This is a genomic window from Streptomyces sp. NPDC001851, assembly GCF_040297165.1.
Taxonomy (GTDB): Bacteria; Actinomycetota; Actinomycetes; order Streptomycetales; family Streptomycetaceae; genus Streptomyces.
Window position 1 is genome coordinate 82,432 of record NZ_JBEOYR010000029.1, and the last position, 26,771, is coordinate 109,202.

Sequence of the window (26,771 nt, forward strand, 5' to 3'; positions counted from 1 at the left end):
GATGACGTGCCGAAGCCTCTCAGCCTCCCCTTCGACCCCATCGCCCGCGCCGACGAGCTCTGGAAGCAGCGCTGGGGAAACGTGCCGTCCATGGCCGCGATCACCTCGATCATGCGGGCCCAGCAGATCCTGCTCGCCGAGGTGGACGCGGTGGTCAAGCCGTACGGACTGACGTTCGCGCGGTACGAGGCGCTGGTGCTGCTCACCTTCTCCAAGGCCGGTGAGCTGCCCATGTCCAAGATCGGCGAGCGGTTGATGGTGCATCCGACCTCGGTCACGAACACCGTCGACCGGCTGGTGAGGTCCGGGCTGGTGGCCAAGCGGCCCAATCCCAACGACGGGCGCGGCACCCTCGCGGTGATCACCGACAAGGGGCGCGAGGTGGTCGACGCGGCCACCCGCGACCTCATGGCCATGGACTTCGGCCTCGGCGTGTACGACGCGGAGGAGTGCGCGGAGATCTTCGCGATGCTCCGTCCGCTGCGCATCGCGGCACACGACTTCGACGAGGACTGACCCCGGGCAAGATCTCCCGGAACGGGTGGTTACGCTCGACTCCATGAAAAAGAGCGTGCTGACCCGCTACCGCGTCATGGCCTACACCACCGGTGTCCTGCTGGTGCTGCTGTGCCTGAGCATGATCGCGAAGTACGGGCTCCACATCGACGGCGCCGCTGACTTCACCCGGGTCATCGCCATCGCCCACGGCTGGCTGTACGTGATCTACCTGGTCTTCGCCTTCGACCTGGGCTCCAAGGCGAAGTGGCCGGTCGGCAAGCAGGTGTGGGTGCTGCTCGCGGGGACCATCCCCACCGCCGCCTTCTTCGTGGAGCGGAGGATCAGCCGCGAGCTGGAGACCGGGGCCGCCGACCAGGCCCCGGCCGTCGCCGAGGCCTGAGGCTCCACCGCCGCACGAGCACCGTGCGGCGGTCAGCCATCGACATTTACTAGGACGTCCAAGTAAATTCGAGGGTATGGACGCTCACGCCATCGAGGAGGGCCGCCGACGCTGGCAGGCCCGCTACGACGCCGCGCGCAAGCGCGACGCTGACTTCACCACGCTCTCCGGCGACCCCGTGGAGCCGGTGTACGGGCCCCGACCGGGCGACACGTACGAGGGATTCGAGCGGATCGGCTGGCCCGGGGAGTACCCCTTCACGCGTGGCCTCCATCCGACCGGCTACCGCGGGCGCACCTGGACGATCCGGCAGTTCGCCGGGTTCGGCAACGCCGAGCAGACCAACGAGCGGTACAAGATGATCCTCGCCGCCGGCGGTGGGGGACTGTCCGTCGCCTTCGACATGCCCACGCTGATGGGCCGCGACTCCGACGACCCCCGTTCGCTCGGCGAGGTCGGGCACTGCGGCGTCGCCATCGACTCGGCCGCCGACATGGAGGTCCTGTTCAAGGACATCCCGCTGGGCGATGTGACGACGTCCATGACCATCAGCGGTCCGGCCGTGCCCGTCTTCTGCATGTACCTGGTCGCCGCCGAGCGGCAGGGCGTGGACCCGTCGGTGCTCAACGGAACCCTCCAGACGGACATCTTCAAGGAGTACATCGCGCAGAAGGAGTGGCTCTTCCAGCCCGAGCCCCATCTGCGCCTCATCGGCGACCTGATGGAGTACTGCGCCGCCGGCATCCCCGCCTACAAGCCGCTGTCCGTCTCCGGCTACCACATCCGCGAGGCGGGCGCGACGGCCGCGCAGGAGCTGGCGTACACGCTGGCCGACGGCTTCGGGTACGTGGAGCTGGGCCTCAGCCGCGGGCTCGACGTGGATGTGTTCGCGCCCGGGCTGTCCTTCTTCTTCGACGCGCACGTGGACTTCTTCGAGGAGATCGCCAAGTTCCGGGCCGCCCGCCGCATCTGGGCCCGCTGGATGCGGGACGTGTACGGCGCGAAGAGCGACAAGGCCCAGTGGCTGCGGTTCCACACGCAGACCGCCGGGGTGTCGCTGACCGCGCAGCAGCCGTACAACAACGTGGTCCGTACGGCCGTGGAGGCGCTGGCCGCCGTGCTCGGCGGGACCAACTCGCTGCACACCAACGCGCTCGACGAGACGCTCGCCCTGCCCTCCGAGCAGGCGGCGGAGATCGCGCTGCGCACGCAGCAGGTGCTGATGGAGGAGACCGGGGTCGCCAACGTGGCCGACCCGCTGGGCGGCTCCTGGTACGTCGAGCAGCTGACGGACCGGATCGAGGCCGACGCGGAGAAGATCTTCGAGCAGATCAGGGAGCGGGGACTGCGGGCCCACCCGGACGGGCGGCACCCGATCGGGCCGATCACCTCCGGGATCCTGCGCGGGATCGAGGACGGCTGGTTCACCGGCGAGATCGCCGAGTCCGCCTTCCGGTACCAGCAGGCGCTGGAGAAGGGCGACAAGAGGGTCGTCGGCGTCAACGCGCACACCGGGTCCGTCACCGGGGACCTGGAGATCCTGCGGGTGAGCCACGAGGTGGAGCGGGAGCAGGTGCGGGTGCTCTCCGAGCGGAAGGCGGCGCGGGACGAGGGCGCGGTGCGCTCGGCGCTCGACGGCATGCTCGCCGCCGCCCGGGACGGCTCCAACATGATCGAGCCGATGCTGCGGGCGGTACGCGCCGAGGCCACCCTCGGCGAGATCTGCGGGGTCCTGCGGGACGAGTGGGGGGTGTACACCGAGCCCGCGGGGTTCTAAGCCGGATCCGCCGGCTGAGAGGCGAGGCCCAGCAGCAGGACGCGCGTGAAGCTGCGTACCCACTCCTCGTCCGCCGGATTGCCGCTCACCAGGGTGCGGTGCACCACCGCGCCCGCGACCATGTCGAAGATCAGGTCGACCGTGCGGGCGGACTCCTCCGGGTCGGGTTCCGGGGGGAGTTCGCCCCGCTGCTGGGCCCGTGCGCGACCCTCCAGAACCAGCCGCATCTGACGCTCCACGATGGAGGCGCGGATGCGTTCGCGCAGGGCGTCGTCGCGGGTGGACTCGGCGACCACCGCCATCAGACCGCTCTTCGCCTCCGGGCGGGCCAGGATGGCCGCGAACTGCAGGACGACGCCCTCGATATCGGCCGCGAGGCTGCCGCGGTCGGGCAGTTCCAGTTCGTCGAACAGTTCCGCCACGGCGTCGCACACCAGCTCCGGCTTGCCGGCCCAGCGGCGGTACAGCGTCGTCTTCGCCACGCCGGCGCGCGTCGCCACGTCTCCCAGGGTGAGCTTGGACCAGCCCAGCTCCACCAGCGCCTCCCGGGTCGCGGCCAGGATCGCGGTGTCCGCGGCGGCGCTGCGCGGACGGCCGGTACGGCTGGCGGGAGTGCGGCTCTGCATCCCCTGACCATAACCGGCGGGAACTGTGCGGTCGTGAGGGAGATCACCGGGGCGTGGTGTCGCGCGGCCCCTCCATGGCATTACGCTACGACTCGTAGCGAAAGCTCGTGAGGGACGTACACGAGCGGCGACCATGCGGCGTGGGGTGGGGACCCGGCGCCCGCGCACACTGCTTTTTCATTCCGACGCGGTAACGGGGGAGGATAGACGCATGCAGCCACGGAACATGTCCATGAGCGGCGTCGTCGACCTCGCCGCGGTGAAGGCGGCCCAGGAGGCCAAGGCCAAGGCCGAGCAGACGCGCGCCGAGGCCGCCCGGCAGGGTGGCACGGGGGCGGTGACCCCGGCCGAGCTCGTCATCGACGTCGATGAGGCGGGCTTCGAGAGGGATGTCCTCCAGCGCTCCGCCGAAGTACCCGTCGTCATCGACTTCTGGGCCGAGTGGTGCCAGCCCTGCAAGCAGCTGAGCCCGGTCCTGGAGCGGCTGGCCGTCGAGTACAACGGGCGCTTCCTCCTCGCCAAGATCGACGTCGACGCCAACCAGATGCTGATGCAGCAGTTCGGGGTGCAGGGCATCCCGGCCGTGTTCGCCGTTGTGGCCGGACAGGCGCTGCCGCTGTTCCAGGGAGCGGCCGGCGAGCAGCAGATCCGGCAGACCCTGGACCAGCTGGTGCAGGTCGCGGAGCAGCGGTTCGGCATCACCGGCCTGGACGTCGACCCGGACGCGCAGCCGGGCGGTGGTGCGGCCGTCGAGCAGGCGGGTCCGTACGACGCCCTGCTGAACGCCGCCGCCGAGGCCCTGGACGCCGGTGACCTGGCCGGCGCCGTCCAGGCCTACAAGAACGTGCTGGCCGACGACCCGGCCCACCCCGAGGCCAAACTGGGCCTCGCCCAAGCCGAGTTGCTGCAGCGGGTGCAGGGCTTCGACCCGCAGAAGGTCCGTCAGGAGGCCGCCGAGAAGCCGGCGGACGTCGACGCACAGATCGCCGCCGCCGACCTGGACCTGGTGGGCGGCCACGTCGAGGACGCCTTCGGCCGGCTGATCGAGACGGTGCAGCGCACGTTCGGCGACGACCGGGACACGGTACGGCGCCGGCTGCTGGAGCTGTTCGAGGTCGTGGGGCCCGAGGACGCGCGCGTCGTGGGCGCACGCAGGGCGCTCGCGCGCGCCCTGTTCTGACCAGTCGCTAAACGCCCCGGCTTGTGATGCCGGGGTGAAAGATTTGCCGACGAGGCGTCAGGGCAGCTGCGCTTTACCAAAACTTGGTAATCGCGCAATCTGTTACTCCGAGTAAGTCGAGGCCGTTGATCTGTCTGGTTTCGTCCAGGGATCAACGGCTTTGCTCTGCCCTCGACTGCCACCGAGCGTCGCAGTTCGAGACCGGTCGGTCGTCCTCCGGTTATCCGCCCGTTACTAGCCAGTAACGAACCCCCTTGTGCCCGGCGCGAGAATGCACCACGATCGGCGACGCTCGGTCCATTCCCGCACCCCGGCATCCGGTCGGGTCACGGGGGAATCTGGGTCCCCACCGAGCAGAGCCGGCGGCAGTGGCGCCGGGTCTGGGGCAGGGGGGTCTTCGCCGGCCGGCGAAGCCTGTCCAGCAGGGTTGTGCGTGATGCGTGTCAGGCGCGACCAGTGGTTGTCGCTCGGGGGTGATCGCCGGTGATCGGTGCGCGGTTCGCGCCTCCGAGTACGGGCGCTCTCCTTCCCGAGGACGTAGCACTTCTCCCATCCCTGCCCGGCTGAGCCGCCGACCGCGGCGAGTCCGGGCCAGGAGATGTACGTCCGAGAAGGAGGAAATATGGAGTCCCAGGTGCGTGGCGGGACCAGATGGAAGCGGTTCGCTGTGGTCATGGTGCCCAGCGTCGCCGCCACGGCGTGTATAGGTGTCGCCCTCGCGCAGGGTGCTCTGGCCGCCTCGTTCAGCGTGTCTGGCCAGGAATTCAAGGTGACGGCGCAGTCGCTCCACGGCCAGGGCTTCGCGCAGTACGGAGCCGTCGACCAGGGGTACACCCTCACCGGCGGGAAGGCGGCCCACCCGGTCGCGGTCTCGTCGTTCCAGAGCGCCACGATCCGGAAGATGTGCCAGTCGGTCGTCACCCCGGACATCCCGCTGCTCGGTGACATCACCCTGCGGCTGGAGGCGGGGGACAGCCCCGACAAGGACCACCAGGTCCAGGCGGAGCGCCTGTACATCGACGTCGACACGCTCGACGCCGACGCGACGTTCAACAACATCGACATCGGTGTGGCCGCCGGTGACACGGGCAAGGACAAGGGCGGCAAGGGCCCGGGCATGAAGGGCGGCGGCGAGGCCGCCAACCCGTTCGGCTTCGCCCAGCAGGCCGAGTCGGCCGACCTGACCAACGTGCACCAGACGGCGTGGGCGACCACCGCCGGCACGTTCAAGCTCAGCGGTCTGCACATGTCGCTGCACCGGGGCAAGGGCGAGGGTATCGAGTGCTACTAGGCGCTCGCTGACGGGCGGGGGAGCCGACGGCACCCCCGCCCGTTCCACCGACGGCCGCGTTTCCACACGCGGCGCACATCACCACCACAGCAACGCCGCACCAGGGAGCTGTTTTCCATGAGCGCCGAGACTCCTGCCGCCGTACCCGGCCAGTTCACCCGCCGGAGGCTGCAGTTCCGCGCCTGGCGGGGCTCGCGTCCGTTCTGGGCCGGACTGTTCGTCATGCTCGGCGGTTTCTGCATCCTGTACTTCCCGTACGCACATCTGCAGCTGGGCCACCTCACCATGACGATGGGGACACCCGGCGGCTCCAGTTCCCTGATCATCGGTGTGCTGCTCATCGTCCTCGGCGTCACCCTCTGGTTCCAGCGGCACATCCGGGTCTTCGCGGGCGTCGCGGCGATTCTGCTGGGGCTGGTGTCCATCCCGCTGTCCAACATCGGCGGCTTCATCGTCGGCTTCCTGCTCTCGCTGATCGGCGGGGCGCTGGCCATCGCCTGGGCGCCGGGCGCGCCTCCGCAGGAGGAGCCGCCGGCCGAGGCCGCCCCGGGCGAGGGCGGTGCCCCGCAGACCGCGCCGCTGCCCGAGCAGCGCACGGACGGGCTGGGCGGTGACCCCTACCAGGGCTTCACCGCGCCCGGGGAGAACGACCTGTCAGGAACGAGCCCGGCCAACGGGGCGAACGGGAGGCACAGTGCCGGCTGACGAGGTGACCCGCGGGACCGATGCGGACGGGTCCCGCGCGAGAACCGGGCCCCGCCACGCGGCTCCCAGGAAGCCGCTGTTCATCAGGTTCCACATGCCGGCCGGGAAGGCGATCGCCTCCGTGGCGATGCCGACGGCGGTGCTGGTGGGCCTGGGCTTCACGTCCTCGCTGGCCCTCGCGGCCGGCAGCGGCCCGTCCCCGTCGACCACGTCCAAGAGTCTGACGGCCGACGAGTACAAGGACTGCGTCAAGGCGCTGGGCGACTCCAAGGACGCCTCGTCGTCGCCCTCGCCCTCCGCCTCGGAGAGCGCGTCCGGTGACAAGGCCACCCCGTCGCCCTCGGCGAGCTCCGACGCCAAGGACTCGAAGGACACCAAGTCCGGCGACCCGGGCACGTCCTCTTCGCCGGATTCAGGTTCCGGCGACAAGGCCACGCCCAAGCCCGCAGCGACCTCCGGCTCCTCCGGCTCGGACTCGGGCTCCGGCTCGTCGTCCTCCGGCGATGCCACGCCCACGCCCACCCCGTCGGCCTCGAAGAGCGGCGGCGGCCTGCTGGACACCATCGGCGACACGCTCGGTGGTATCGGCGGCGTCCTCACCGGCGGCACGCACTCCGGCAGCGCGTCCGCGAGCCCGACGCCGTCCGCGACCCCGTCGGCGAGCGCGTCCTCGGACCCGTCCGCGTCGGATCCGGCCGCGTCGGACTCGTCGCCCGGTGCCAAGGCCACCGGCACCGTCAAGGACACCGTCTCCAAGGCCACCAAGACGGTCGGGGACACGGTGAAGAAGACCACCGACACGGCCGCCGAGACGGCCGGGGACGCCACCAAGACGGTCAAGGACGCGGCCGGTTCGGCCACGCCGAGCCCGTCCGCGAGCGACTCCGCCCCGGCGGAGAACTGCCCGAAGGCCACGGACGACGTCAGCGGCGTGGACAACAAGGTGCCGGTGGCCGACGAGCCCTGGCACCTGGACGCCAGCTCGCTGCTGCTCAAGGGCGCCGACTACCAGGGCATCGTCGAGGTGAAGACGGCGTCCGGCGCCACCAAGAAGGTGCTGAAGTACGTCATCTCCGGCGGCACGGACATCGGCGACCTGCACCAGACGGTGGCGGACAAGCTGTCCGGCAAGACCTACCACGTGCAGGCGGCCAAGGGTTCGACGTCCACCATCACGGGCGGCACCACCGTGATGTACACGGAGAAGATCTCGGGCAACCTGCTCGGTCTGATCCCGGTCACGTTCAGCCCCGACAGTCCGCCCCCGCTGAACATCCCGCTGATCTACTTCACCCATGTGAAGGTGGTCCAGGCCGCCCAGTTCGGCGGCAACCTGCACGTGCCCGGCATGCACGTGTACACGACCGACTGACCGGTCCTGCAAGCCCGTTCGGGAGCCGCACACAGCTGAGGGCGCCCCCTGGTCCCAGGGGGCGCCCTCAGCGCCGTACAAGGCCCTTGACGGGCTTGTCAGTTGGTCTGCGTGCCCAGGTGGTGGACGCGGAGCATGTTGGTGGTGCCGGGGACGCCGGGGGGCGAGCCGGCCGTGATGATGACCGTGTCGCCCGCGTCGAAGCGGCCCAGCCGGGCGATCTCCTGGTCCACCAGGTCGACCATCTCGTCGGTGGTGTTCACGAAGGGCACGATGTGTGACTCCACGCCCCAGCTCAGGGTGAGCTGGTTGCGGGTGGCCTCGTCCGTGGTGAACGCGATGATCGGCTGGGTCGCGCGGTAGCGGGACAGGCGGCGCGCGGTGTCACCGGACTGGGTGAAGGCGATCAGGCCGCGGCCGCCGAGGAAGTCGGCGATCTCGCAGGCCGCGCGGGCCACCGAGCCGCCCTGGGTGCGCGGCTTCTTGCCCGGCACCAGCGGCTGCAGGCCCTTGGAGAGCAGCTCCTGCTCGGCCGCGGCGACGATCTTCGACATGGTCTTGACCGTCTCGACCGGATAGGCGCCCACCGACGACTCGGCGCTCAGCATGACCGCGTCGGCGCCGTCCAGGATCGCGTTGGCCACGTCGGAGGCCTCGGCGCGGGTCGGACGGGAGTTGGTGATCATCGACTCCATCATCTGGGTCGCCACGATCACCGGCTTGGCGTTGCGCCGGCACAGCTCGATCAGGCGCTTCTGCACCATGGGGACCTTTTCGAGCGGGTACTCGACGGCCAGGTCACCACGGGCCACCATCACGGCGTCGAACGCCGCGACGACGTCCTCCATGTTCTGCACCGCCTGCGGCTTCTCCACCTTGGCGATGACCGGGACCCGGCGGCCCTCCTCGTCCATCACCCGGTGGACGTCGTGCACGTCCTTGGCGTCCCGGACGAAGGACAGCGCGACCATGTCGCAGCCCATGCGGAGGGCGAAGCGCAGGTCCTCGACGTCCTTCTCGCTCAGCGCGGGCACGTTGACGGCCGCGCCGGGCAGGTTGATGCCCTTGTGGTCGGAGACGACGCCGCCCTCGATGACGATCGTCTTCACCCGCGGGCCCTCGACGTCCAGGACCTTCAGCTCGACGTTGCCGTCGTTGATCAGGACCTGGTCACCGCGCGAGACATCGCCGGGCAGCCCCTTGTACGTCGTGCCGCAGATGTGCCGGTCACCCGGCACGTCCTCGGTCGTGATGACGAACTCGTCACCGCGCTCCAGCTCGACCGGACCCTCGGCGAAGGTCTCCAGGCGGATCTTCGGGCCCTGCAGGTCGGCGAGGACGCCGATGGGGCGGCCGGTCTCCTTGGACGCGGCCCGGACGCGGTCGTACCGCGCCTGGTGCTCGGCGTGGGAGCCGTGGCTGAAGTTGAACCGGGCCACATTCATGCCCGCCTCGATCATGGCGACGAGCATCTCGTGGGAGTCGACCGCGGGGCCGAGAGTACAGACGATTTTCGAACGGCGCATGGGGCGATCCTATCGGTTTGTTTCGCTACGGAATATTCCGTCTGGCGGAAGATACAAATGAGTGCCGCACCGCTCAGGTGCTGCTATTCAGTTGTTCTTTCCGACCAGTGCGTAGGTCTGCGTCGCGATCTCCAGTTCTTCATCCGTCGGCACCACCGCGACGGCGACACGCGCGTCCTTCGGCGAGACCAGCCTGGCCCGGTCCGCTCGTACCGCGTTCAGCTCCGGGTCGACCGCCAGGCCAAGGCCCTCCAGGCCCGTGATCGCCGCCTCCCGCACCGGTGCCGCGTTCTCGCCGACCCCGGCCGTGAACGCGACCGCGTCCACCGTGCCGAGCACGGCGTAATAGGCGCCGATGTACTTCTTGAGCCGGTGAATGTAAATGTCGAACGCGAGAGCGGCCTCTTCGTCGCCCTCGTCGATCCGGCGGCGGATCTCCCGCATGTCGTTGTCCCCGCACAGGCCGAACAGACCGCTCCTCTTGTTGAGAAGAGTGTCGATCTCGTCCATGGACATTCCGCCAACCCGGGCCAAATGGAAGATGACGGCCGGATCCAGATCACCGGATCGCGTACCCATCACCAGCCCCTCCAAAGGCGTGAGCCCCATGGAGGTGTCCACGCACCGGCCCCGCTCCACCGCCGACGCGGAGGCGCCGTTGCCCAGGTGCAGCACGATCACGTTGGCCTCGGACGGGTCCTTGCCCAGCAGCCGCGCCGTCTCCCGCGCGACATACGCGTGCGAGGTGCCGTGGAAGCCGTAACGGCGGATGCGGTGGCGGTCGGCGATCTTCGGGTCGATCGCGTAGCGCGCCGCCGACTCCGGCATCGTCGTGTGGAACGCGGTGTCGAACACGGCGACCTGGGGCAGGTCGGGGCGCAGCCCCTGGGCGGTGCGGATGCCGGTGAGGTTGGCCGGGTTGTGCAGCGGGGCGACCGGGATCAGCCGCTCGATCTCGGTGAGCACCTCGTCGTCGATGACGGTCGGCTCGGTGAAGAACATGCCGCCGTGCACCACCCGGTGCCCGATCGCGGCCAGTTCCGGCGAGTCGAGGCCCAGGCCGTCCCGGCTCAGCTCCTCGGAGACGGCCTTGAGCGCGGCGTCGTGGTCGGCTATCGGCCCGGTGTGCTCGCGGGTGTCGCCGGAGGGGACGCAGGTGTGCTTGAGCCGGGAGGTCTGCTCGCCGATGCGCTCCACCAGCCCGACGGCGAGCCGGCTCCGGTCGCGCATGTCGAGCAGCTGGTACTTCACCGACGAGGAGCCGGAGTTGAGGACGAGGACACGGGTCGCGGTCACGGTGATTCGAAAACTCTCTGTACTCAGGTGGCGGGCGTCTGGGCCTGGATCGCCGTGATGGCGACGGTGCTGACGATGTCCTGGACGAGGGCGCCCCGGGACAGGTCGTTGACCGGCTTGCGCAGACCCTGCAGGACCGGTCCGACGGCGATCGCGCCGGCCGAACGCTGCACGGCCTTGTAGGTGTTGTTGCCTGTATTGAGGTCCGGGAAGATCAGAACCGTTGCCTGCCCGGCGACATCGGACCCGGGCAGCTTGGTCGCGGCGATCGACGGCTCCACCGCCGCGTCGTACTGGATCGGCCCCTCGATCTTCAGGTCGGGCCGCCGGGTGCGGGCCAGCTCGGTGGCCTCGCGCACCTTGTCGACGTCGGCGCCCGAGCCGGACGTACCCGTGGAGTACGACAGCATCGCGATCCTGGGTTCCACGCCGAACTGCGCGGCCGTACCGGCCGACTGGATGGCGATGTCCGCGAGCTGCTCGGCGTTCGGGTCCGGGTTGACCGCGCAGTCGCCGTAGACCAGCACCTTGTCGGCCAGGCACATGAAGAAGACCGACGAGACGATCGAGGAGTCCGGCCTGGTCTTGATGATCTCGAAGGCCGGGCGGATGGTGGCCGCCGTGGAGTGCACCGAGCCGGACACCATGCCGTCGGCCAGGCCCCCCTGGACCATCAGGGTGCCGAAGTAGTTGACGTCCGAGACGACGTCGTAGGCCAGCTCGACGGTCATCCCCTTGTGCGCCCGCAGCTGGGCGTACTGCTCGGCGAAGGCGTCACGCAGCTCGCTGGTGGCCGGGTCGATCAGCTGGGTGTCGCCGAGGTCGACGCCGAGGTCGGCGGCCTTCTTGCGGATCTGGTCGACGGGGCCGAGCAGGGTCAGGTCGCACACACCCCGGCGCAGCAGCACCTCGGCCGCGTGCAGCACCCGCTCCTCGGTGCCCTCGGGAAGCACGACCCGCCGCTTGTCGGATCGGGCCTGCTCCAGCAGCTTGTGCTCGAACATCATCGGGGTGACCCGGTCGCTGCTCGGCGCCGAGACCCGGCGCGCCAGGTCGGCGGTGTCGGCGTACCGCTCGAACAGGCCGAGCGCCCGCTCCGCCTTGCGCGGGGTGGCCGCGTTCAGCTTGCCCTCCAGGGAGAACAGCTGCTCGGCGGTCGGGAAGCTGGTGCCGCTCACGGACAGCACCGGAGTGCCGGGGGCGAGCCGGGCGGCGAGGGTGAGGACCTCCTCGCGCGGCACCTCGTTCAGGGTGAGCAGCACGCCGGCTATCGGCGGGGTGCCGGCGCTGTGCGCGGCCAGCGAGCCGACGACCAGGTCGGCGCGGTCGCCCGGGGTGACCACCAGACAGCCCGGCGTCAGGGCGCCGAGGAGGTTGGGCAGCATGGCGCCGCCGAAGACGAAGTCCATCGCGTCCCGGGCGAGCCCGGAGTCGTCGCCGAGCAGCACCCTGGCGCCGAGGGCGTGGGCGATCTGGGAGACGGTCGGCGCGGACAGCGCGGGCTCGTCGGGAACGACGTAGCAGGGGACCGGCAGCCGGGTGGCGAGCCGCTCGGCGATCTCGTCGCGGTCCTCGCGGGCCACCCGGTTGGCGACCATCGCCAGCACGTCGCAGCCCAGGCCGTCGTACGCCCGGTAGGCGTTGCGCGTCTCGGCCAGCACCGACTCGGCCGGCTGCTTGCGGCCGCCGACCACCGGGATCACGGAGGCGCCGAACTCGTTGGCCAGCCGGGCGTTCAGGGACAGCTCGTCCGGGAGCTGCGTGTCGGCGAAGTCGGTACCGAGGACGAGGACCACGTCGTAGTCGCGGGCCACCAGGTGGAAGCGGTCGACCAGCGCGGAGACCAGCTCGTCGGTGCCCTGCTCGGCCTGGAGCGCGGACGCCTCGTGGTAGTCCATGCCGTAGACGGTCGCCGGGTCCTGCGAGAGGCGGTACCGCGCCCGCAGCAGCTCGAACAGCCGGTCCGGGCCGTCGTGCACGAGCGGACGGAAGACGCCCACCCGGTCGACCTGCCGGGTCAGGAGTTCCATGACTCCCAGCTCCACGACCTGGCGGCCGTCACCGCGGTCGATCCCGGTCACGTACACGCTGCGCGTCACGTGTCCACTCCGTTCCTCATGTCATGTATGTCGCGTCTTCGGCATAAAAATCGCCCACCAAGGTGAGCAGAACCCTCTTGACAATACCCCCGGCCCCGGATAAGGCGCCCGTCAAGTGGCTCACCGCCCCGGTGGACGTGGAACAATCGACAGTGGCTCACCGGCACCGACAGCGAGCAGGAGACACAGCACGATGCGCATCGGAGTTCTCACCGCAGGCGGCGACTGCCCCGGCCTGAACGCCGTGATCCGGTCGGTCGTGCACCGGGCGGTGGCGCAGTACGGCGACGAGGTCATCGGCTTCGAGGACGGCTACCGGGGCCTGCTCGACCGGCACTACCGCACCCTCGACCTGGACGCGGTCAGCGGCATCCTGGCCCGCGGCGGCACCATCCTCGGCTCCTCCCGGCTGGAGCGCGACCGGCTGCGCGAGGCCTGCGAGGGCGCCGCCGACATGGTCGAGGAGTTCGGCATCGACGCGCTGATCCCGATCGGCGGCGAGGGCACGCTGACCGCGGCCCGCATGCTCTCCGACGCGGGCCTGCCGGTCGTCGGCGTCCCCAAGACCATCGACAACGACATCTCCTCCACCGACCGCACCTTCGGCTTCGACACCGCCGTGGGCGTGGCGACCGAGGCCATGGACCGCCTGAAGACCACGGCCGAGTCCCACCAGCGGGTGATGGTCGTCGAGGTCATGGGCCGGCACGCCGGCTGGATCGCCCTGGAGTCCGGCATGGCCGCCGGCGCCCACGGCATCTGCCTGCCCGAGCGCCCCTTCGACCCCGCCGACCTGGTCAAGATGGTCGAGGAGCGGTTCTCTCGCGGCAAGAAGTTCGCCGTGATCTGCGTCGCCGAGGGTGCCCACCCCATCGACGGCACCATGGACTACGGCAAGGGCGAGATCGACCAGTACGGCCACGAGCGCTTCCAGGGCATCGGCACCGCGCTGGCGTACGAGCTGGAGCGGCGCCTCGGCAAGGAGGCCAAGCCGGTCATCCTCGGCCACGTCCAGCGCGGCGGCGTCCCCACCGCCTACGACCGTGTCCTCGCCACCCGCTTCGGCTGGCACGCCGTCGAGGCCGCGCACCGCGGCCAGTTCGGCCGGATGACCGCGCTGCGCGGCACGGACATCGTGATGGTGCCGCTCGCGGAGGCGGTCACCGAGCTGAAGACGGTGCCGAAGGACCGGATGGACGAGGCCGAGTCGGTCTTCTAGGCGGTCCTGCCCTCGGCGGCCGCCCAGAAGTTCGCGACGATCCGCTCGATGAACTCCTTTCCGGAGTCACTGGCGTCCCGGCTGCCGCCACCCCAGCTGAGGGTGGCGGCCATGTGCCCCTGGTAGTCGTCGTACAGCTCCTGCAGCACGTCCTCCACGACCCCCTTGTCCAGGGGGGCCAGCTTCATCACCGGTCGCACATAGGCCTGCCAGCGGGTGGTGACCGCGCTGTGCAGCAGGTCGGCGAGCTTGGCCTCGCGGCCGGTGACGGCGACGAAGTCGGGCAGGGCCAGGCCCAGCACCTCGGCGAGCGCGGCCGACTGCCGCTCGTTGCCCCGCCACTGCCCGCTCTCCTCCATGCGCAGATAGCCGCGCAGGTCCATGCCGACGGCGTGGGCGACGTCCTCGGGTGCGACGGCGCGGGCGATGCGGTGCTCGCGCAGGCTCTGCGGCCGGCCCAGCAGCTCGCCCGGTGAACACCACAGCACGCCCGCGAGCGCGGTGAGTTCGGCGGGGCCCGGGGCGGCGATGCCGCGTTCCCAGGCGATCACGAGATCGGGTGTGACGTACGGCAGCCCGTACGAGGCCCGCATGCCGTACGCGACGTGCTCGGGGCCCATGCCGAGCGCGGCGCGCAGCCGGCGGGCCGCCGGGGCGTTGAAGGGGGGAGCTGAGGGTTGGCGCACCCCGCACAAGCTAGGGGCCCGCCGGCACCATGGCTACGGTCCGTTCCGACAGGATCACCGGTTGTGCGAATGCACAGTTCCGTCCGTTCGGTATGCAACCGGACGGATGTAACGGAGGGGACACCCTTCCGGCTCATCCCTTGACCGCCCCGCCCAGCGCGAAGCCGCCCCCCAGCCGCCGCGCCACCAGCACGTACAGCAGGATCACCGGGGTCGAATAGATGACGGAGAACGCGGCGAGCTGCCCGTACGCCACCATGCCCCGGTTGCCGAAGAAGTCGTTGATGCTGACCGAGGCCGGCATCTGGTCCGGGGTGAGCAGCAGCATGAACGGGACGAAGAAGTTCCCCCACATCATCACGAACGAGAACACCGTGACCACGGCGAGCCCCGGCCCCATCAGCGGCAGCACGATCCGGACCAGGGACTGCAGTGCGCTCGCCCCGTCCGTCCAGGCCGCCTCCTCCAGTTCCCTCGGCACCCCGTCCATGAAGTTCTTCATCAGCCAGACGGCGAACGGGAGCTGGGAGGCGGCGAAGAAGAGGATCGTGCCCTGCAGGGTGTCGATCAGGTTCACCCGCACGAACAGCGCGTACACCGGCACCATGATCGCGGTGATCGGCAGGCTCGCCGCGAACAGGATCGTCAGCAGGAACGGCCGGCTCAGCCGGGAGCGGAACCGGGAGAGCGGATAGGCGGCGAGGGCGGCGCAGACGACGGTCAGCGCGGTGGCACCCCCGCACAGCAGCAGGCTGTTGAGCAGCGGGGTGTAGGTGATGTCCGGAGTGAGAATCGCGTCGAAGTTGCCGAGGGTGAACCCGTCGGGGGTCTTCACCCTGAGGTCGGCGTGCGGATCCACGGAGGACAGCACCACCCAGGCGAGGGGCAGCGCGAAGGCGACGGCCACGACCAGCAGGCAGACGTCGGCGGCGAGCCGCCGGGAGGTGCGCTCGCGGGCCATGTGCGTCACACCTCCGTCCGCAGCAGCCGCAGATAGACGACGGAGAACAGCGAGCCGACGAGCAGCAGGAGCAGGGCGACCGCGGTGCCGTACCCGATCATGCTGTTCTGGAAGGCCTGTTCGTACATGAACAGCGGCAGCGTCTGGCTCCTGTTCCCGGGGCCGCCGCGAGTCATCACCCAGATCAGCCCGAAGACGGAGAGCGTCTGCAGCGTGTTGAGCATCAGGTTGGTGCCGATGGACCGGCGGATCATCGGCAGGGTGATGTGCCACATCCGCCGCCACCCGCCGGCTCCGTCCACCTCGGCGGCCTCGGTGATCTCGGCGGGTATCCCGTCCAGCGCGGCGGAGTACACGAGCATCGAGAACGCCGTACCGCGCCAGACGTTGGCGAAGGACACGGCGAGGATGGGGAGGGTGAACAGCCAGTTCTGGCGCGGCAGGTGCAGCCAGTCCAGGATGGCGTTGAGCGTGCCCTCGCGCCGGAAGAAGGCGTACAGCAGAAACCCGGCGACGACCTCCGGCAGCACCCACGCCGTGACGACGACCCCACCGGTGAGCGTGCGCACCGGTTTCGAGGCCCGCTTCATCAGCGCCGCCAGGGCGAGACCCAGGGTGTTCTGCCCGAGGAGCGAGGACAGCACCGTGAACACCAGGGTGAGCCGGACGGCGTTCAGGAACGCGTCGTCGCGGAAGGCGCGCCGGAAGTTGGCGAACCCGACGAACGACGCGTGCGCCTGACCGGTCAGCTGCAGGTCGGTGAAGGCGATGGAGACGCAGTAGGCGATCGGCCCGGCGAGGAAGAGCAGGAGCAGGGCGACGGCGGGGGTGAGGGGGAGGGCCCGGGTGATCCGGCGGCGGAGTCTCACCTCTCGACCACTTGGCCGCCGGTCACATCCCTGAGCGTGTCGGCGTACCCGCTCGCTGCCTCCGCCGCGGACCGGTCGCCGGTCGTCACACTCTCCATGGCCTCCTGGATGGCGGTCGACACCTTGGGGTACGCCGGGTACGCGGGCCGGTAGTGCGTGCTGGACACCAGGTCGGTGAAGAACCTGATGCCGGGCTGGGCGGTGGCGTACCCCGGGTCGGCGGCGACGTCCCTGCGCACCGAGATGCCCGAGTTGGCGATGTACCACTTCTTGGCGTTCGCCTCGGTCTGCATCGTCCTGATGAAGTCGAAGGCGAGGTCCGGGTTGCCGGCCTTGGCCGGGACGGCCCAGGTCCACCCACCCGACATGCTCACCTTTCCGGGCGCCTGCCCGTGCTGGGTGGGCATGTAGGCGAGTCCCAACTGCCGGGACCAGTCGGGCCACTCGTGCCCGCTGCCCGGGAGCCAGGTCTGCGGCAGCCAGGAGCCGTCCAGGTCGATGCCGATCCTGCCCTGGGGGAGGAGTTCGCCCATGACGGTGGTGGCGAAGTTGGGATCGAGGGCGTCGGAGACGTCGGGGCCGAGCTTCTCCCGGTAGACGGTCTCGACGAACCTCAGCGAGTCCGTGAAACCCCGGCCCCCGGCGATCCACTTCCTGCTGCCGCCGTCGTACAGGGGATCGGTGCTGCCGTCGCCCGTGCCGTAGAGCAGCATCTCCATGGTCTGCATGGTGGAGCGCTCACCCGCCGGCTTGCCGGTGTAGACGTTGAGCGGGGTGACGCCGGGGACCTTCCGCTTGATGGTCCGGGCGGCGGCGAGGATGTCGTCCCAGTTCCTCGGCTGCCAGTTCAGCGGCAGCCCGGCCTTCCTGAACACCCGCTTGTCGAACCAGAGTCCACGGGTGTCGGTCCCGTCCGGGACGCCGTACGTCTTCCCGTCCTGCCCCTTCGCGGCCGCCTTCGCGGTGCCGACGAACTGTCTCCAGTCCGGCCACTTGGCGAGGTAGGGGTCCAGCGGCCTCAGATAGCCGCTGGTGATGTCGGAGTTGATGAGGAAGGTGTCCTCGTAGACGAGGTCGGGGGCGGTCCTCGGGGAGCGGAGCATCTGCTGGAGCTTGGTGTAGTACTCGGAGTCCGGGGCCTTGACGGGAACGAGCTCGACCTTCTTCCCCGGGTACTTCTTCTCGAACTCCTTCTTGATCCCGGCGAGATAGGTGTCCATCACCTTGACGGAGTTGTCCATCGACTGCTTGTAGGACACCTTGATCGTGTTCGGCCCGCTTCCGGAACCGTTGCCGCAGGCGGTGAGGGTCGCGGCGGCGAGAGCGGCGGTGAGGAGGGCGGAGAGAGCGGCGGTGGGGCGCACGGGCATGACCTCCTGAGGGCGCACTGCTGCGTGGCCAGGTGGTTGCCGTGTGAAGGTAAGAGCGCTGGTCTAGTCAGGTCAATGCGTCTGCGCGGGATTGGCGGTCGGATCTCCTCGCGTTCCGCGCCGTGCCGTTGGGCCCGCGCCCGGGCAGCCGGGCTCAGCGCCCCTGAGGAACCCACCGGTACTCCAGCTCCGGCCTCCCCACCTGCCCGTACAACGGACTCCGCGCGGCCCGGCCCGCCTCCACCAGGTGTTCCAGATAGCGCCGTGCAGTGATCCGCGAGATCCCCACGGCCTCGGCCACCCCCGCCGCCGTCAGGCCCTGCGGAGCCTCCCGCAGCACCCCCGTCACCCGCTCCAGCGTCGGCCCGCTCAGCCCCTTCGGCAGCGCCGCGGGCGACGGGGCCCGCAGGACCGCCAGCGCGCGGTCGACCTCGTCCTGGCCGCTCGCCTCGCCGACCGCGGCGTGGAACTCGGCGTAGCGGATCAGCCGGTCCCGCAGCGTGCCGAAGGTGAAGGGCTTCAGGACGTACTGGACGACGCCCAGGGAGACGCCCTCGCGCACCACCGCCAGGTCCCGCGCCGACGTCACCGCTATCACGTCCGCGTGATGGCCCGCCGCGCGCAGGGAGCGGGCGAACTGCAGGCCGTGTCCGTCCGGGAGGTGCAGGTCGAGGAGGAGCAGGTCCACGGGCGTGCGGTCCAGGACGCGGCGCGCCTCCGCCCCCGTGTGGGCCTTGCCGACCGCGACGAATCCCGGCACCCGGCCGACGTACATCACATGGGCGTCGGCGGCGACCGGGTCGTCCTCGACCACGAGGACGCGGATCGGATGCTGGTCCTGCGTCATCTGCCGCCCCCCACCGCCGACCGCAGCGGCAACCGCACCTCGAACACCGCTCCGCCCTCGCCATCCTCGTCGGACTCCGCCACCGTCAACGTGCCCTCGTGGCGGGTCACCGCCTGCCGGACCAGGGCCAGCCCGAGGCCCCGGCCGCCCGGCCCGGCCGGCTTCGTCGAGAACCCCCGCTGGAATACCAGGTCGGCATTGACCGGGTCGACACCGGGGCCCGTGTCGGACACCCTGAGGACCACCTCGCCGTCCGAGGCGTACGCCGTCACCGTCACCCGCGCCCCGACGCTGCCCTGCGCCGCGTCCACCGCGTTGTCGATCAGGTTGCCGAGGATGGTGACCAGGTCACGGGCGGGCAGGCTGTCGGGGAGCAGGCCGTCGTCCAGACGGCTGTCCCGCGACACCACCAGCTCCACGCCCCGCTCGTTGGCCTGGGCCGTCTTGCCCAGCAGCAGGGCGGCGAGCACCGGTTCCCGTACCGCCGCGACCACCTGGTCGGTCAGGGCCTGGGCCAGCTCCAGCTCCGCGGTGGCGAACTCCACCGCCTCCTCGGACCGGCCCAGCTCGATCAGCGACACCACCGTGTGCAGGCGGTTCGCGGCCTCGTGCGCCTGTGAGCGCAGGGCCTGGGTGAAGCCCCGCTCCGAGTCCAACTCGCCCATCAGGGACTGGAGTTCGGTGACGTCCCGCAGGGTGACCACCGTGCCCCGGCGCTCTCCGCCCGACACCGGGGAGGTGTTCACCACCAGGACGCCGGCCGCCGTCAGGTGCACCTCGTCCACCCGGGGCTCCGAGGACAGCAGCGCGCCGGTCAGCGGGGCCGGCAGGCCCAGGCCGGCCACCGAGCGGCCGATCAGCTCCGTGTCCGGGGCGCCCAGGCCCAGCAGCTCCCGGCCGCCGTCGTTGATCAGCGCCACCCGGTACTGCCCGTCCAGCATCAGCAGGCCCTCGCGGACCGCGTGCAGCGCCGCCTGGTGGTAGTCGTGCATCCGGCTCAGCTCGGTGGCGTTCATGCCGTGGGTGTGCCGGCGCAGCCGGGCGTTGACGACGTAGGTGCCGACCGCGCCCAGCAGCAGCGTGCCGCCGGCGACCCCGAGCAGGGTCGTGACCTGGTCCTGGACCCGCGCGCTGATCTCCTCCACCCTGATGCCGGCGCTGACCAGGCCGATGACGTGGCCGTTCTCCTCGACCGGGGTCACCGCGCGGACGGAGGGGCCGAGGGTGCCGGTGTAGGTCTCGGTGAAGGTGTGGCCGTGCAGGGCGGGGTCGATCCGGCCGAGGAAGCGTTTGCCGATCTGGTTCCGGTCGGGGTGGGTCCAGCGGATCCCGTCCGGGTTCATGATCGTGACGAAGTCGACGTCCGCGTCCCGCGTGACCTGCAGCGCGTACGGCTCCAGCGCGGCCGTGGGGTGGGAGGTGTGGATCGCCGAGCGGACCGAGGGGGCGTCCGCGAGGGAGCGGGCCACCGCGGTGACCTGGCGGACCGCCGCGTCCTCGGCCTGCCGCTGGTCGCTGACGTAGGTGAACAGCGCGTACCCGGCCACGACCAGCGCTATCAGCACGGCCTGCATCGCGAACAGCTGGCCCGCCAGGCTGCGGGGTCGGGGGAGACGGGGAAAGCGCATGTCAGCAGTGTGCCTCTCCGCTCCGTGCGGTGTGCCGGTCCGGCCGTCGTGAACTCAATGAACGGAAGGGTGACCGCCCTCACAGGGCGGGAGATAGTCACGGCATTCCTGGAACAACGCCCGGACGTGAGCCGCACGCCGGTAGTTCACCGACGAAGACGTCAAGGAGGGCAGTCGTGGCCGCCACAACCCCCGACACGGCACCTGCCGCGCCCCGCGCGAAGCGGGACCGGACCCATTACCTGTACATCGCCGTCATCGTGGCGGTCGCGCTCGGCATCGCCGTGGGACTCGTCTGGCCCGACGCGGCGGTCCAGCTGAAGCCCCTGGGCGCCGGCTTTGTGAACCTGATCAAGATGATGATCTCGCCGATCATCTTCTGCACGATCGTGCTCGGGATCGGGTCCGTACGGAAGGCCGCGAAGGTCGGTACGGTCGGCGGTATCGCGCTCGGGTACTTCCTGGTGATGTCGCTGGTCGCGCTCGCCATCGGGCTGGTCGTCGGCAACGTGCTGCATCCGGGTGAGGGGCTGCACCTCACCGATGCCATGAAGGCGTCCGGACACGACCAGGTGTCCAAGGAGGCGCTGCCGCCGGTCCAGTTCGTCCTGTCGATCATTCCGACGACCTTCGTGTCCGCCTTCACCCAGGAACAGGTCCTGCAGACCCTGCTGGTCGCCCTGCTCGCCGGGTTCGCGCTGCAGTCCCTGGGGCCGGTCGGGCAGCCGGTCCTGCGCGGTGTCGAGCACCTCCAGCGGCTCGTCTTCCGCATCCTGTCGATGGTCATGTGGGCGGCGCCGGTCGGTGCCTTCGGCGCCATCGCGGCGGTGGTCGGCTCGGCCGGTCTCGACGCGCTGAAGAGCCTCGTCGTGCTGATGCTCGGCTTCTACGTCACCTGCGTGCTGTTCGTCTTCGTGGTGCTCGGCACGGTTCTGCGGATCGTCGCGGGGCTGAACATCTTCTCGCTGTGCAGGTACCTGGCGCGGGAGTTCCTGCTGATCCTGTCCACCTCGTCCTCCGAGTCCGCGCTGCCGCGGCTGATCGCGAAGATGGAGCACCTGGGCGTCAGCAAGCCGGTCGTCGGCATCACCGTGCCGACCGGCTACTCCTTCAACCTCGACGGCACGATGATCTACATGACCATGGCGTCGCTGTACATCGCGGACGCGCTGGGTACGCCGATGTCGGTGGGCGAGCAGATCCCGCTGCTGCTGTTCCTGCTGCTGGCGTCCAAGGGGGCGGCGGGCGTCAGCGGTGCGGGGCTCGCCACCCTGGCCGGCGGTCTGCAGTCGCACAAGCCGGCGCTGGTCGACGGGGTCGGTCTGATCGTCGGTATCGACCGGTTCATGAGCGAGGCGCGTGCGCTGACGAACTTCGCGGGCAACGCGGTCGCCACCGTGCTGATCGGCACGTGGACCAAGGAGATCGACAAGGTGCGCGTGCGGCAGGTGCTGGCCGGCGAGCTGCCGTTCGACGAGACGACGCTGCCGGACGAGAACCGGCCGGCGGTCACCGGGGTGCCCGAGCCGCAGGGGGGCGGGGAGAAGGAGCTGGCCAAGGCCTGACCCTGCCGAAAGAACTCCGGATGTCCGGCCCCGCCTGAACCCGGGCCGGGCGTCCGGGACCCACCGCCGGGTGGTCGAGTGTCCTCCGTACCTCGACCGCCCGGCTTCTCACTCCTCCCTCTACGCACTCACCTTGGCCACCAGCGCGGTGGCCGCCGAGGCGGGCACGCCCGCCGCGGTCAGCACCGTGACCGTGGCCGAGCGGCCCGCCTCCTCGGCTGTCACCAGGCCGTCGTTCACCGCCTCCATCACCGCGAACACCATCTGCTCCTGTACGTACGCCAGGGCCGGGGCCGGCAGCGGTGAGCTGAACACGCCCTCGTCCAGGCCCTGCTGGAGCAGCCGGATCTTGCTGGCGCGCAGCGGGGCGAGGCGTTCGCGGATGCCCTGGACGGTGACCGTGCGCTGGGCGAGCGCGATCAGCAGGCGGTAGCGGTCCGCGGCCGCCCAGATCGCGAGGAGCGACCGGGCCGCCGCCTCCGCCGGGTCCTCCACCCCCTCGCGCACCGCCGCGTCCGCGTCCGTCAGCGCCTGCACCGCCTCGTCGACGAGGGTGCTGATCAGTGCCTCACGGCTGGGGAAGTGGCCGTACACGGTCCGTCGTACGACACCCGCCGCGCGCGCGATCTGGTCCATGGAGGCGTCCGGATCGCGCAGCAGCTCGGCGAGGGCGACGTCGAGGATGCGGCGCCGGTTGGCGTCGGCGCGGCTGGGGTTACCCGTGGTCATGCCAGTCATTGTGCCCGCACCGGCTCGACTTGCACAGCACTGTGCAACAACGTACATTGCACATGGTTGTGCAATTGCACGCCGCTGTGCAAAACCTGGACTTCACGTCCCGTCGCGTATCCGAGGAAGGCGACCCCTGCCATGCGACTCGTCATGACCGAACCGGTCGAGAAAATGGAGCGCCCCTACGCCCGGCGCTGGTGGGCACTGCTCGTGCTCTGCCTGAGCCTGCTGATCATCGTGATGGCGAACACCGCCCTCACGGTGGCCGCGCCCGACATGACGAAGGACCTCGGGCTGACCAGCGCCGACCTGCAGTGGGTGATCGACGGCTACACCGTCCCCTACGCCGCGCTGATGCTGCTGCTCGGCGCGATCGGCGACAAGTACAGCCGGCGCGGGGCACTCGTCCTCGGCCTGGTCGTCTTCGGCGGCGGCGCGGTCGCCGGCTACCTCGCCGACAGCGCGGCCACCGTCATCGCGGCCCGCGCCGTCATGGGCGTCGGCGCCGCGCTGATCATGCCCGCCACGCTCTCCCTGCTGGCCGCGACCTTCCCGCGCGCCGAACGCGCCAAGGCGATCGTCCTGTGGACCGCCACCGCGGGCCTCGCCATCGCCGCGGGACCGGTCGTCGCCGGCGCCCTCCTGCGCGACCACGGCTGGTCCTCGACCTTCCTGATCAACGTGCCCATCGCGGCCGTGGCGATCGTCGCCGCCTTCGTCCTGATCCCGCCCTCCAAGGCGGGCCACCACGACCGCATCGACTACGTCGGCGGCCTGCTGTCGGTCATCTGGACCGGCTCCCTCGTCTACATGATCATCGAGGGTCCGCACTTCGGCTGGGGTGCCAAGGCGGTCACGGCGGCCGTGGTCGCGGGCGCCGGCCTGCTCGCCTTCGTCGTCTGGGAGCTGCGCCACCCCCGCCCGATCCTGGACGTCCGCCGCTTCGCACACCGCCGTTTCGCCGGCTCCAACCTCGCCGTCGCCCTGTTCTTCCTCGCCGTCTTCGGCGCCTTCTACTACCTCACCCAGCACCTGCAGTTCGTCCTCGGCTACGACGCCCTGCAGACCGGCGTACGGATGCTCCCGCTGGCCGGCGCGGTCTTCGTCGGCTCCGCCCTGACCGGCCTGCTGACCCCGCGCGTGGGGATGAAGTGGACCGTCACGGCGGGCATGGTCGGCGGCACGAGCGCGCTCGCCCTGCTGACCCGGGTGGACGCGGGCTCGACGTACACCGACTTCCTGGCCCCCCTGATCATCCTCGGCCTGGCCATCGGCCTCGCCCTCTCGCCCTGCACCGACGCGATCATGGGCGCCTTCCCCGAGTCCGAGCTGGGCGTCGGCGGCGCGGTCAACGACACCTCGCTGGAACTGGGCGGCTCGCTCGGCATCGCCATCCTCGGCTCGCTGCTCGCCACGTCGTACGCCAACCACCTCTCCGACGCCACCGCGGGCAGCAAGCTCCCGGCGAGCGCCCTGGACACCGCGCAGGACTCGGTCGGCGCCGGATACGCCGTCGCGCAGGGCATCGGCGACAAGGCGCACGCGCTGGCCGCCCAGGCGGCGAAGACCTCGAACCCGCAGCAGGCCGCACAGCTCAAGCAGCAGGCCGCCGAACTCGCCGCGGGCGCCCGCCAGATGGCCGACGCGGTCGGTTCCTCCTTCTCCTCCGCGGTCGCCCACACCAGCCTGGTCGGCGCGGTGGTCCTCGGCCTCGGCACGATCCTCGTGGGCTTCCTGCTCCCACGCCGTGAAGCCCCCGCGCCGGACGTGAAGACCGAGGAGAAGGAACTGGCGGACAGCACGGCCGGCTGACAGCTTCCCGCTCCCATCCACTAACGTGCCGCTCCGGGCCAATCGGAACGGCACGTTCGTGCGTGGCGTCCGTATCTGTGAGTCAGTACGTGTATGGAGGCACGGGGGATATGAAGATCGACTGGGACCGGCGGACCTGCGCGCGGAAGGGGCATGTCACCTACGCGCCCGACGACCCCCGCCTGCGTCTGCGGCTGCACGCCGACACCGCGCTCGGCGAGGTGTGGCGCTGCCTGCGCTGCGGTGACTTCGTGCTGGGTGAGCCGCACGGCTCGGGGCCGGCCGCGGACGCCCCGCTCGTGCCGCGCGGGAAGGTGCTGCGGGACCTGTTCATCCTGCGCTTCCTGGCGATCGAGCGGGCCGTGCGCGGGGTGTTCATCGTGCTGGTCGCGGTCGCGGTCTGGAAGTTCAGCAACAGCCAGGACGCGGTCCGCAGCCTGTTCAACGAGTACCTCGACGTCTTCCGGCCGGTCTTCCGGCACTTCCACTACGACCTCGACCACTCACCCGTCGTCGGCTCCATCCAGAAGGCGTTCGGCTACAAGCACTCCACGCTGCTGCTGGTCGCCGCCCTGCTGCTCGCCTACGCGCTGATCGAGCTGATCGAGGCCGTCGGCCTCTGGTACGCCAAGCGCTGGGCGGAGTATCTGACGGTGGTGGCGACGGCCGCCTTCCTGCCGCTGGAGATCTACGAGATCACCGAGAAGGTCAGCTATCTGAAGATCGCCACGCTCGTCCTCAACATCCTCGCGGTCCTCTACATCGCCATGGCCAAGCGCCTCTTCGGCCTCCGGGGCGGCCGCAGGGCCTTCGAGGAGGAACGGCACAGCGCCTCCCTGATGGAGGTGGAGGAGTCGGCGGGGGTGACCGTCTGATGCCCGCCGGGACGGAGGACGGCCGCCGCCTCCCGCCCGCACTGGCCGAGGTGGCGGCCGTCGGGTTCGACTACGACCACGGCGAGGGCGTCGACTTCGAGGTGCACGACGCCCTCGACCCGGCCGAGGACACCACCGACTGGCTGCGGCGGTGGACCGGCAATCCGGAAGCCGACGGCAGCGCCTACCGGGTGTTCGGCAGGCACGGCACCGGTGGCCGCGCCGCCCTGTGGTGCGCACGGCCGGGGCGGGCGGTGACGGAGCAGCCGGTGGTGTTCCTGGGCTCGGAGGGGGAGACCGGCGTGGTTGCCGCCAGCCTCTGCGACTTTCTGTGGGTGCTGGCCGACGGCTACGGCCCCAGGGAGGCGCTCTGGCCCGAGCCGGGCTGGACCGCCCGCCCGAATGCAGCCCTCGCGGAGATCGCCGCCCGGCACGCCACCACCCCGCGCCGCCCGGCCCCGGAGATCGTGTCGGCGGCCGGGGCGCGGTTCCCCTCCTTCGCCGCCCACCTCGACGCCCTCTGCCGCTGAGCGGCGTTCGAGCTAGGACGCCCGTGCGGCGTCGGTGAGGCGCGTCAGTTCCGTCTCCGTCAGGGTGAGCTCCGCAGCCGCCGCCGAGTCGCGGACCGTCTCCGGACGGCTCGCACCCGGGATCGGGATCACGGTGGGGGAGAGGGACAGCAGCCAGGCCAGGCACACCTGCTGGGGGCTGACCCCGCGCTCCCGGGCCACCTCGTGGAACGCGGCGAACCGCGGGGCCGCCGCCAGGTCCGACGACCCGTCCAGCGAGCTGCGCGAGATCCCGCCGAGCGGACTCCACGGCAGGAACGCCAGGCCCAGCTCCGCGCAGAGCCGCAGTTCCGGATCGCTGTCGCGGACCTCGGGGGAGAAGCGGTTCTGTACGGACACCAGGCGGTCGCCGAGGATCGTGCGGGCCAGGACGATCTGGTCGGTGGTCACGTTCGACAGGCCGGCCAGGCGGATCTTGCCCTCGTCGAGGAGTTCGCGCAGCGCGCCGGCCGACTCCTCGAACGGGACGGCGGGGTCGGGCCGGTGGAGCTGGTAGAGGCCGATCGCCTCGACACCGAGCCGCTTCAGGGAGGCCTCCGCGGCCGTCTTGAGGTGCCGGGGCGTGCCCGTCGTCGTCCAGGTGCCGTCGGCCGGGCGGCCCCGGCCGCCCTTGGTGGCCAGCAGGACGCCGTCGGTGTCGCCGCCGTAGGTCGCGAGGGCACGGGCGAGGAGGAGTTCGTTGTGGCCGGGCTCCTGGCCCGGCAGGTGGTAGGAGTCGGCCGTGTCCAGCAGGGTCACACCCGCGTCCAGCGCCGCGTGGACGGTGGCGAGGGCCCGGGCCTCGTCCGGGCGGCCCTCGATCGACAGCGGCATGGCACCGAGGCCGATCGCGCTCACCTTCAGATCGCCAACCGTGCGGTAGCGCATG

At 70.6% G+C, this 26,771-nt stretch carries 24 protein-coding genes; 12 read left to right on the forward strand and 12 right to left on the reverse strand.

What is annotated here, in order from left to right; translation table 11 throughout:
- Positions 1 to 6 precede the first annotated feature (6 nt).
- From ABT171_RS33515 to icmA, 3 genes are all read left to right on the forward strand, one after another.
- Positions 7 to 516, forward strand: a complete 510-nt coding sequence (locus tag ABT171_RS33515) for a MarR family winged helix-turn-helix transcriptional regulator (RefSeq protein ID WP_351250160.1) — start codon at positions 7 to 9, stop codon at positions 514 to 516.
- Positions 517 to 559: 43 nt separating this feature from the next.
- Positions 560 to 898 (forward strand): DUF3817 domain-containing protein, encoded by a 339-nt coding sequence (locus ABT171_RS33520; protein ID WP_351250161.1) that lies wholly within the window; start codon positions 560 to 562, stop codon positions 896 to 898.
- 76 nt (positions 899 to 974) lie between these two features.
- Entirely contained in the window at positions 975 to 2,675 is a 1,701-nt protein-coding gene (icmA, locus tag ABT171_RS33525) for a coenzyme B12-dependent isobutyryl-CoA mutase large subunit (protein ID WP_351250162.1), read from the forward strand.
- Here icmA and ABT171_RS33530 read toward each other — a convergent pair.
- A complete protein-coding gene (locus tag ABT171_RS33530) occupies positions 2,672 to 3,301 on the reverse strand; it encodes a TetR/AcrR family transcriptional regulator (RefSeq protein WP_351250163.1) in 630 nt (209 codons plus the stop codon). The two genes, icmA and ABT171_RS33530, sit on opposite strands and share 4 nt — an antisense overlap.
- Positions 3,302 to 3,512: 211 nt before the next feature.
- Here ABT171_RS33530 and ABT171_RS33535 point away from each other — a divergent pair, with 211 nt between their 5' ends.
- The 4 genes from ABT171_RS33535 to ABT171_RS33550 all read left to right on the forward strand — a co-directional run bounded on the left by ABT171_RS33535 (position 3,513) and on the right by ABT171_RS33550 (position 7,849).
- Positions 3,513 to 4,481 (forward strand): tetratricopeptide repeat protein, encoded by a 969-nt coding sequence (locus ABT171_RS33535; protein WP_351250164.1) that lies wholly within the window; start codon positions 3,513 to 3,515, stop codon positions 4,479 to 4,481.
- A gap of 622 nt (positions 4,482 to 5,103) precedes the next feature.
- Positions 5,104 to 5,772: a DUF6230 family protein gene (locus ABT171_RS33540; RefSeq protein WP_351250165.1), complete on the forward strand. Its 669-nt coding sequence runs from the start codon at positions 5,104 to 5,106 to the stop codon at positions 5,770 to 5,772.
- A gap of 117 nt (positions 5,773 to 5,889) precedes the next feature.
- The gene (locus ABT171_RS33545; RefSeq protein WP_351250166.1) at positions 5,890 to 6,477 is read left to right on the forward strand and encodes a DUF6114 domain-containing protein; all 588 of its coding nucleotides are present in this window, start codon (positions 5,890 to 5,892) and stop codon (positions 6,475 to 6,477) included.
- Positions 6,467 to 7,849 carry a hypothetical protein gene (locus ABT171_RS33550; RefSeq protein WP_351250167.1) on the forward strand — a complete coding sequence of 461 codons (1,383 nt, stop codon included), beginning with the start codon at positions 6,467 to 6,469 and terminating at the stop codon, positions 7,847 to 7,849. Before ABT171_RS33545 ends, ABT171_RS33550 begins: the two co-directional genes overlap by 11 nt.
- A gap of 98 nt (positions 7,850 to 7,947) precedes the next feature.
- On the opposite strand, the gene pyk is transcribed toward ABT171_RS33550, so the two are convergent.
- The 3 genes from pyk to pta form a co-directional block, all read right to left on the reverse strand.
- Positions 7,948 to 9,375: a pyruvate kinase gene (gene pyk / locus ABT171_RS33555; protein ID WP_351250168.1), complete on the reverse strand. Its 1,428-nt coding sequence runs from the start codon at positions 9,373 to 9,375 to the stop codon at positions 7,948 to 7,950.
- 87 nt (positions 9,376 to 9,462) lie between these two features.
- Positions 9,463 to 10,671, reverse strand: a complete 1,209-nt coding sequence (locus ABT171_RS33560) for an acetate kinase (RefSeq protein WP_351250169.1) — start codon at positions 10,669 to 10,671, stop codon at positions 9,463 to 9,465.
- Positions 10,672 to 10,694: 23 nt separating this feature from the next.
- The gene (pta, locus tag ABT171_RS33565; RefSeq protein WP_351250170.1) at positions 10,695 to 12,770 is read right to left on the reverse strand and encodes a phosphate acetyltransferase; all 2,076 of its coding nucleotides are present in this window, start codon (positions 12,768 to 12,770) and stop codon (positions 10,695 to 10,697) included.
- Between the two features lie 193 nt (positions 12,771 to 12,963).
- Between pta and ABT171_RS33570 the strand changes: the two genes are divergently transcribed.
- Positions 12,964 to 13,989, forward strand: coding sequence for an ATP-dependent 6-phosphofructokinase (locus ABT171_RS33570; protein ID WP_351250171.1), 1,026 nt, complete (start codon positions 12,964 to 12,966; stop codon positions 13,987 to 13,989).
- On the opposite strand, the gene ABT171_RS33575 is transcribed toward ABT171_RS33570, so the two are convergent.
- The 6 genes from ABT171_RS33575 to ABT171_RS33600 all read right to left on the reverse strand — a co-directional run bounded on the left by ABT171_RS33575 (position 13,986) and on the right by ABT171_RS33600 (position 20,350).
- Positions 13,986 to 14,675 carry a helix-turn-helix domain-containing protein gene (locus tag ABT171_RS33575; RefSeq protein WP_351250172.1) on the reverse strand — a complete coding sequence of 230 codons (690 nt, stop codon included), beginning with the start codon at positions 14,673 to 14,675 and terminating at the stop codon, positions 13,986 to 13,988. The genes ABT171_RS33570 and ABT171_RS33575 overlap by 4 nt on opposite strands.
- A gap of 133 nt (positions 14,676 to 14,808) precedes the next feature.
- Positions 14,809 to 15,636 (reverse strand): carbohydrate ABC transporter permease, encoded by an 828-nt coding sequence (locus tag ABT171_RS33580; protein WP_351250173.1) that lies wholly within the window; start codon positions 15,634 to 15,636, stop codon positions 14,809 to 14,811.
- Positions 15,637 to 15,641: 5 nt separating this feature from the next.
- On the reverse strand, positions 15,642 to 16,505 hold the full coding sequence (locus ABT171_RS33585; RefSeq protein WP_351250174.1) for a carbohydrate ABC transporter permease: 864 nt from the start codon (positions 16,503 to 16,505) through the stop codon (positions 15,642 to 15,644).
- The gene (locus ABT171_RS33590; RefSeq protein WP_351250175.1) at positions 16,502 to 17,875 is read right to left on the reverse strand and encodes an extracellular solute-binding protein; all 1,374 of its coding nucleotides are present in this window, start codon (positions 17,873 to 17,875) and stop codon (positions 16,502 to 16,504) included. Before ABT171_RS33590 ends, ABT171_RS33585 begins: the two co-directional genes overlap by 4 nt.
- Positions 17,876 to 18,029: 154 nt before the next feature.
- A complete protein-coding gene (locus tag ABT171_RS33595; RefSeq protein WP_351250176.1) occupies positions 18,030 to 18,722 on the reverse strand; it encodes a response regulator in 693 nt (230 codons plus the stop codon).
- Entirely contained in the window at positions 18,719 to 20,350 is a 1,632-nt protein-coding gene (locus tag ABT171_RS33600) for an ATP-binding protein (protein WP_351250177.1), read from the reverse strand. Before ABT171_RS33600 ends, ABT171_RS33595 begins: the two co-directional genes overlap by 4 nt.
- Positions 20,351 to 20,526: 176 nt before the next feature.
- Here ABT171_RS33600 and ABT171_RS33605 point away from each other — a divergent pair, with 176 nt between their 5' ends.
- On the forward strand, positions 20,527 to 21,915 hold the full coding sequence (locus tag ABT171_RS33605) for a cation:dicarboxylate symporter family transporter (RefSeq protein ID WP_351250178.1): 1,389 nt from the start codon (positions 20,527 to 20,529) through the stop codon (positions 21,913 to 21,915).
- Positions 21,916 to 22,035: 120 nt separating this feature from the next.
- On the opposite strand, the gene ABT171_RS33610 is transcribed toward ABT171_RS33605, so the two are convergent.
- On the reverse strand, positions 22,036 to 22,653 hold the full coding sequence (locus ABT171_RS33610; RefSeq protein WP_351250179.1) for a TetR/AcrR family transcriptional regulator: 618 nt from the start codon (positions 22,651 to 22,653) through the stop codon (positions 22,036 to 22,038).
- 132 nt (positions 22,654 to 22,785) lie between these two features.
- On the opposite strand from ABT171_RS33610, the gene ABT171_RS33615 reads away from it, so the two are divergent.
- The 3 genes from ABT171_RS33615 (at position 22,786) to ABT171_RS33625 (ending at position 25,864) form a co-directional block, all read left to right on the forward strand.
- Complete coding sequence (locus ABT171_RS33615; RefSeq protein WP_351250180.1) at positions 22,786 to 24,459, forward strand: MFS transporter; 1,674 nt, start codon at positions 22,786 to 22,788, stop codon at positions 24,457 to 24,459.
- 110 nt (positions 24,460 to 24,569) lie between these two features.
- Positions 24,570 to 25,334, forward strand: coding sequence for a DUF2127 domain-containing protein (locus tag ABT171_RS33620; RefSeq protein ID WP_351250181.1), 765 nt, complete (start codon positions 24,570 to 24,572; stop codon positions 25,332 to 25,334).
- Positions 25,334 to 25,864, forward strand: a complete 531-nt coding sequence (locus ABT171_RS33625) for an SMI1/KNR4 family protein (protein WP_351250182.1) — start codon at positions 25,334 to 25,336, stop codon at positions 25,862 to 25,864. The genes ABT171_RS33620 and ABT171_RS33625 overlap by 1 nt, the downstream gene beginning before the upstream one ends.
- A 12-nt stretch (positions 25,865 to 25,876) precedes the next feature.
- On the opposite strand, the gene ABT171_RS33630 is transcribed toward ABT171_RS33625, so the two are convergent.
- Positions 25,877 to 26,770: an aldo/keto reductase gene (locus tag ABT171_RS33630; protein ID WP_351250183.1), complete on the reverse strand. Its 894-nt coding sequence runs from the start codon at positions 26,768 to 26,770 to the stop codon at positions 25,877 to 25,879.
- Position 26,771 lies beyond the last annotated feature (1 nt).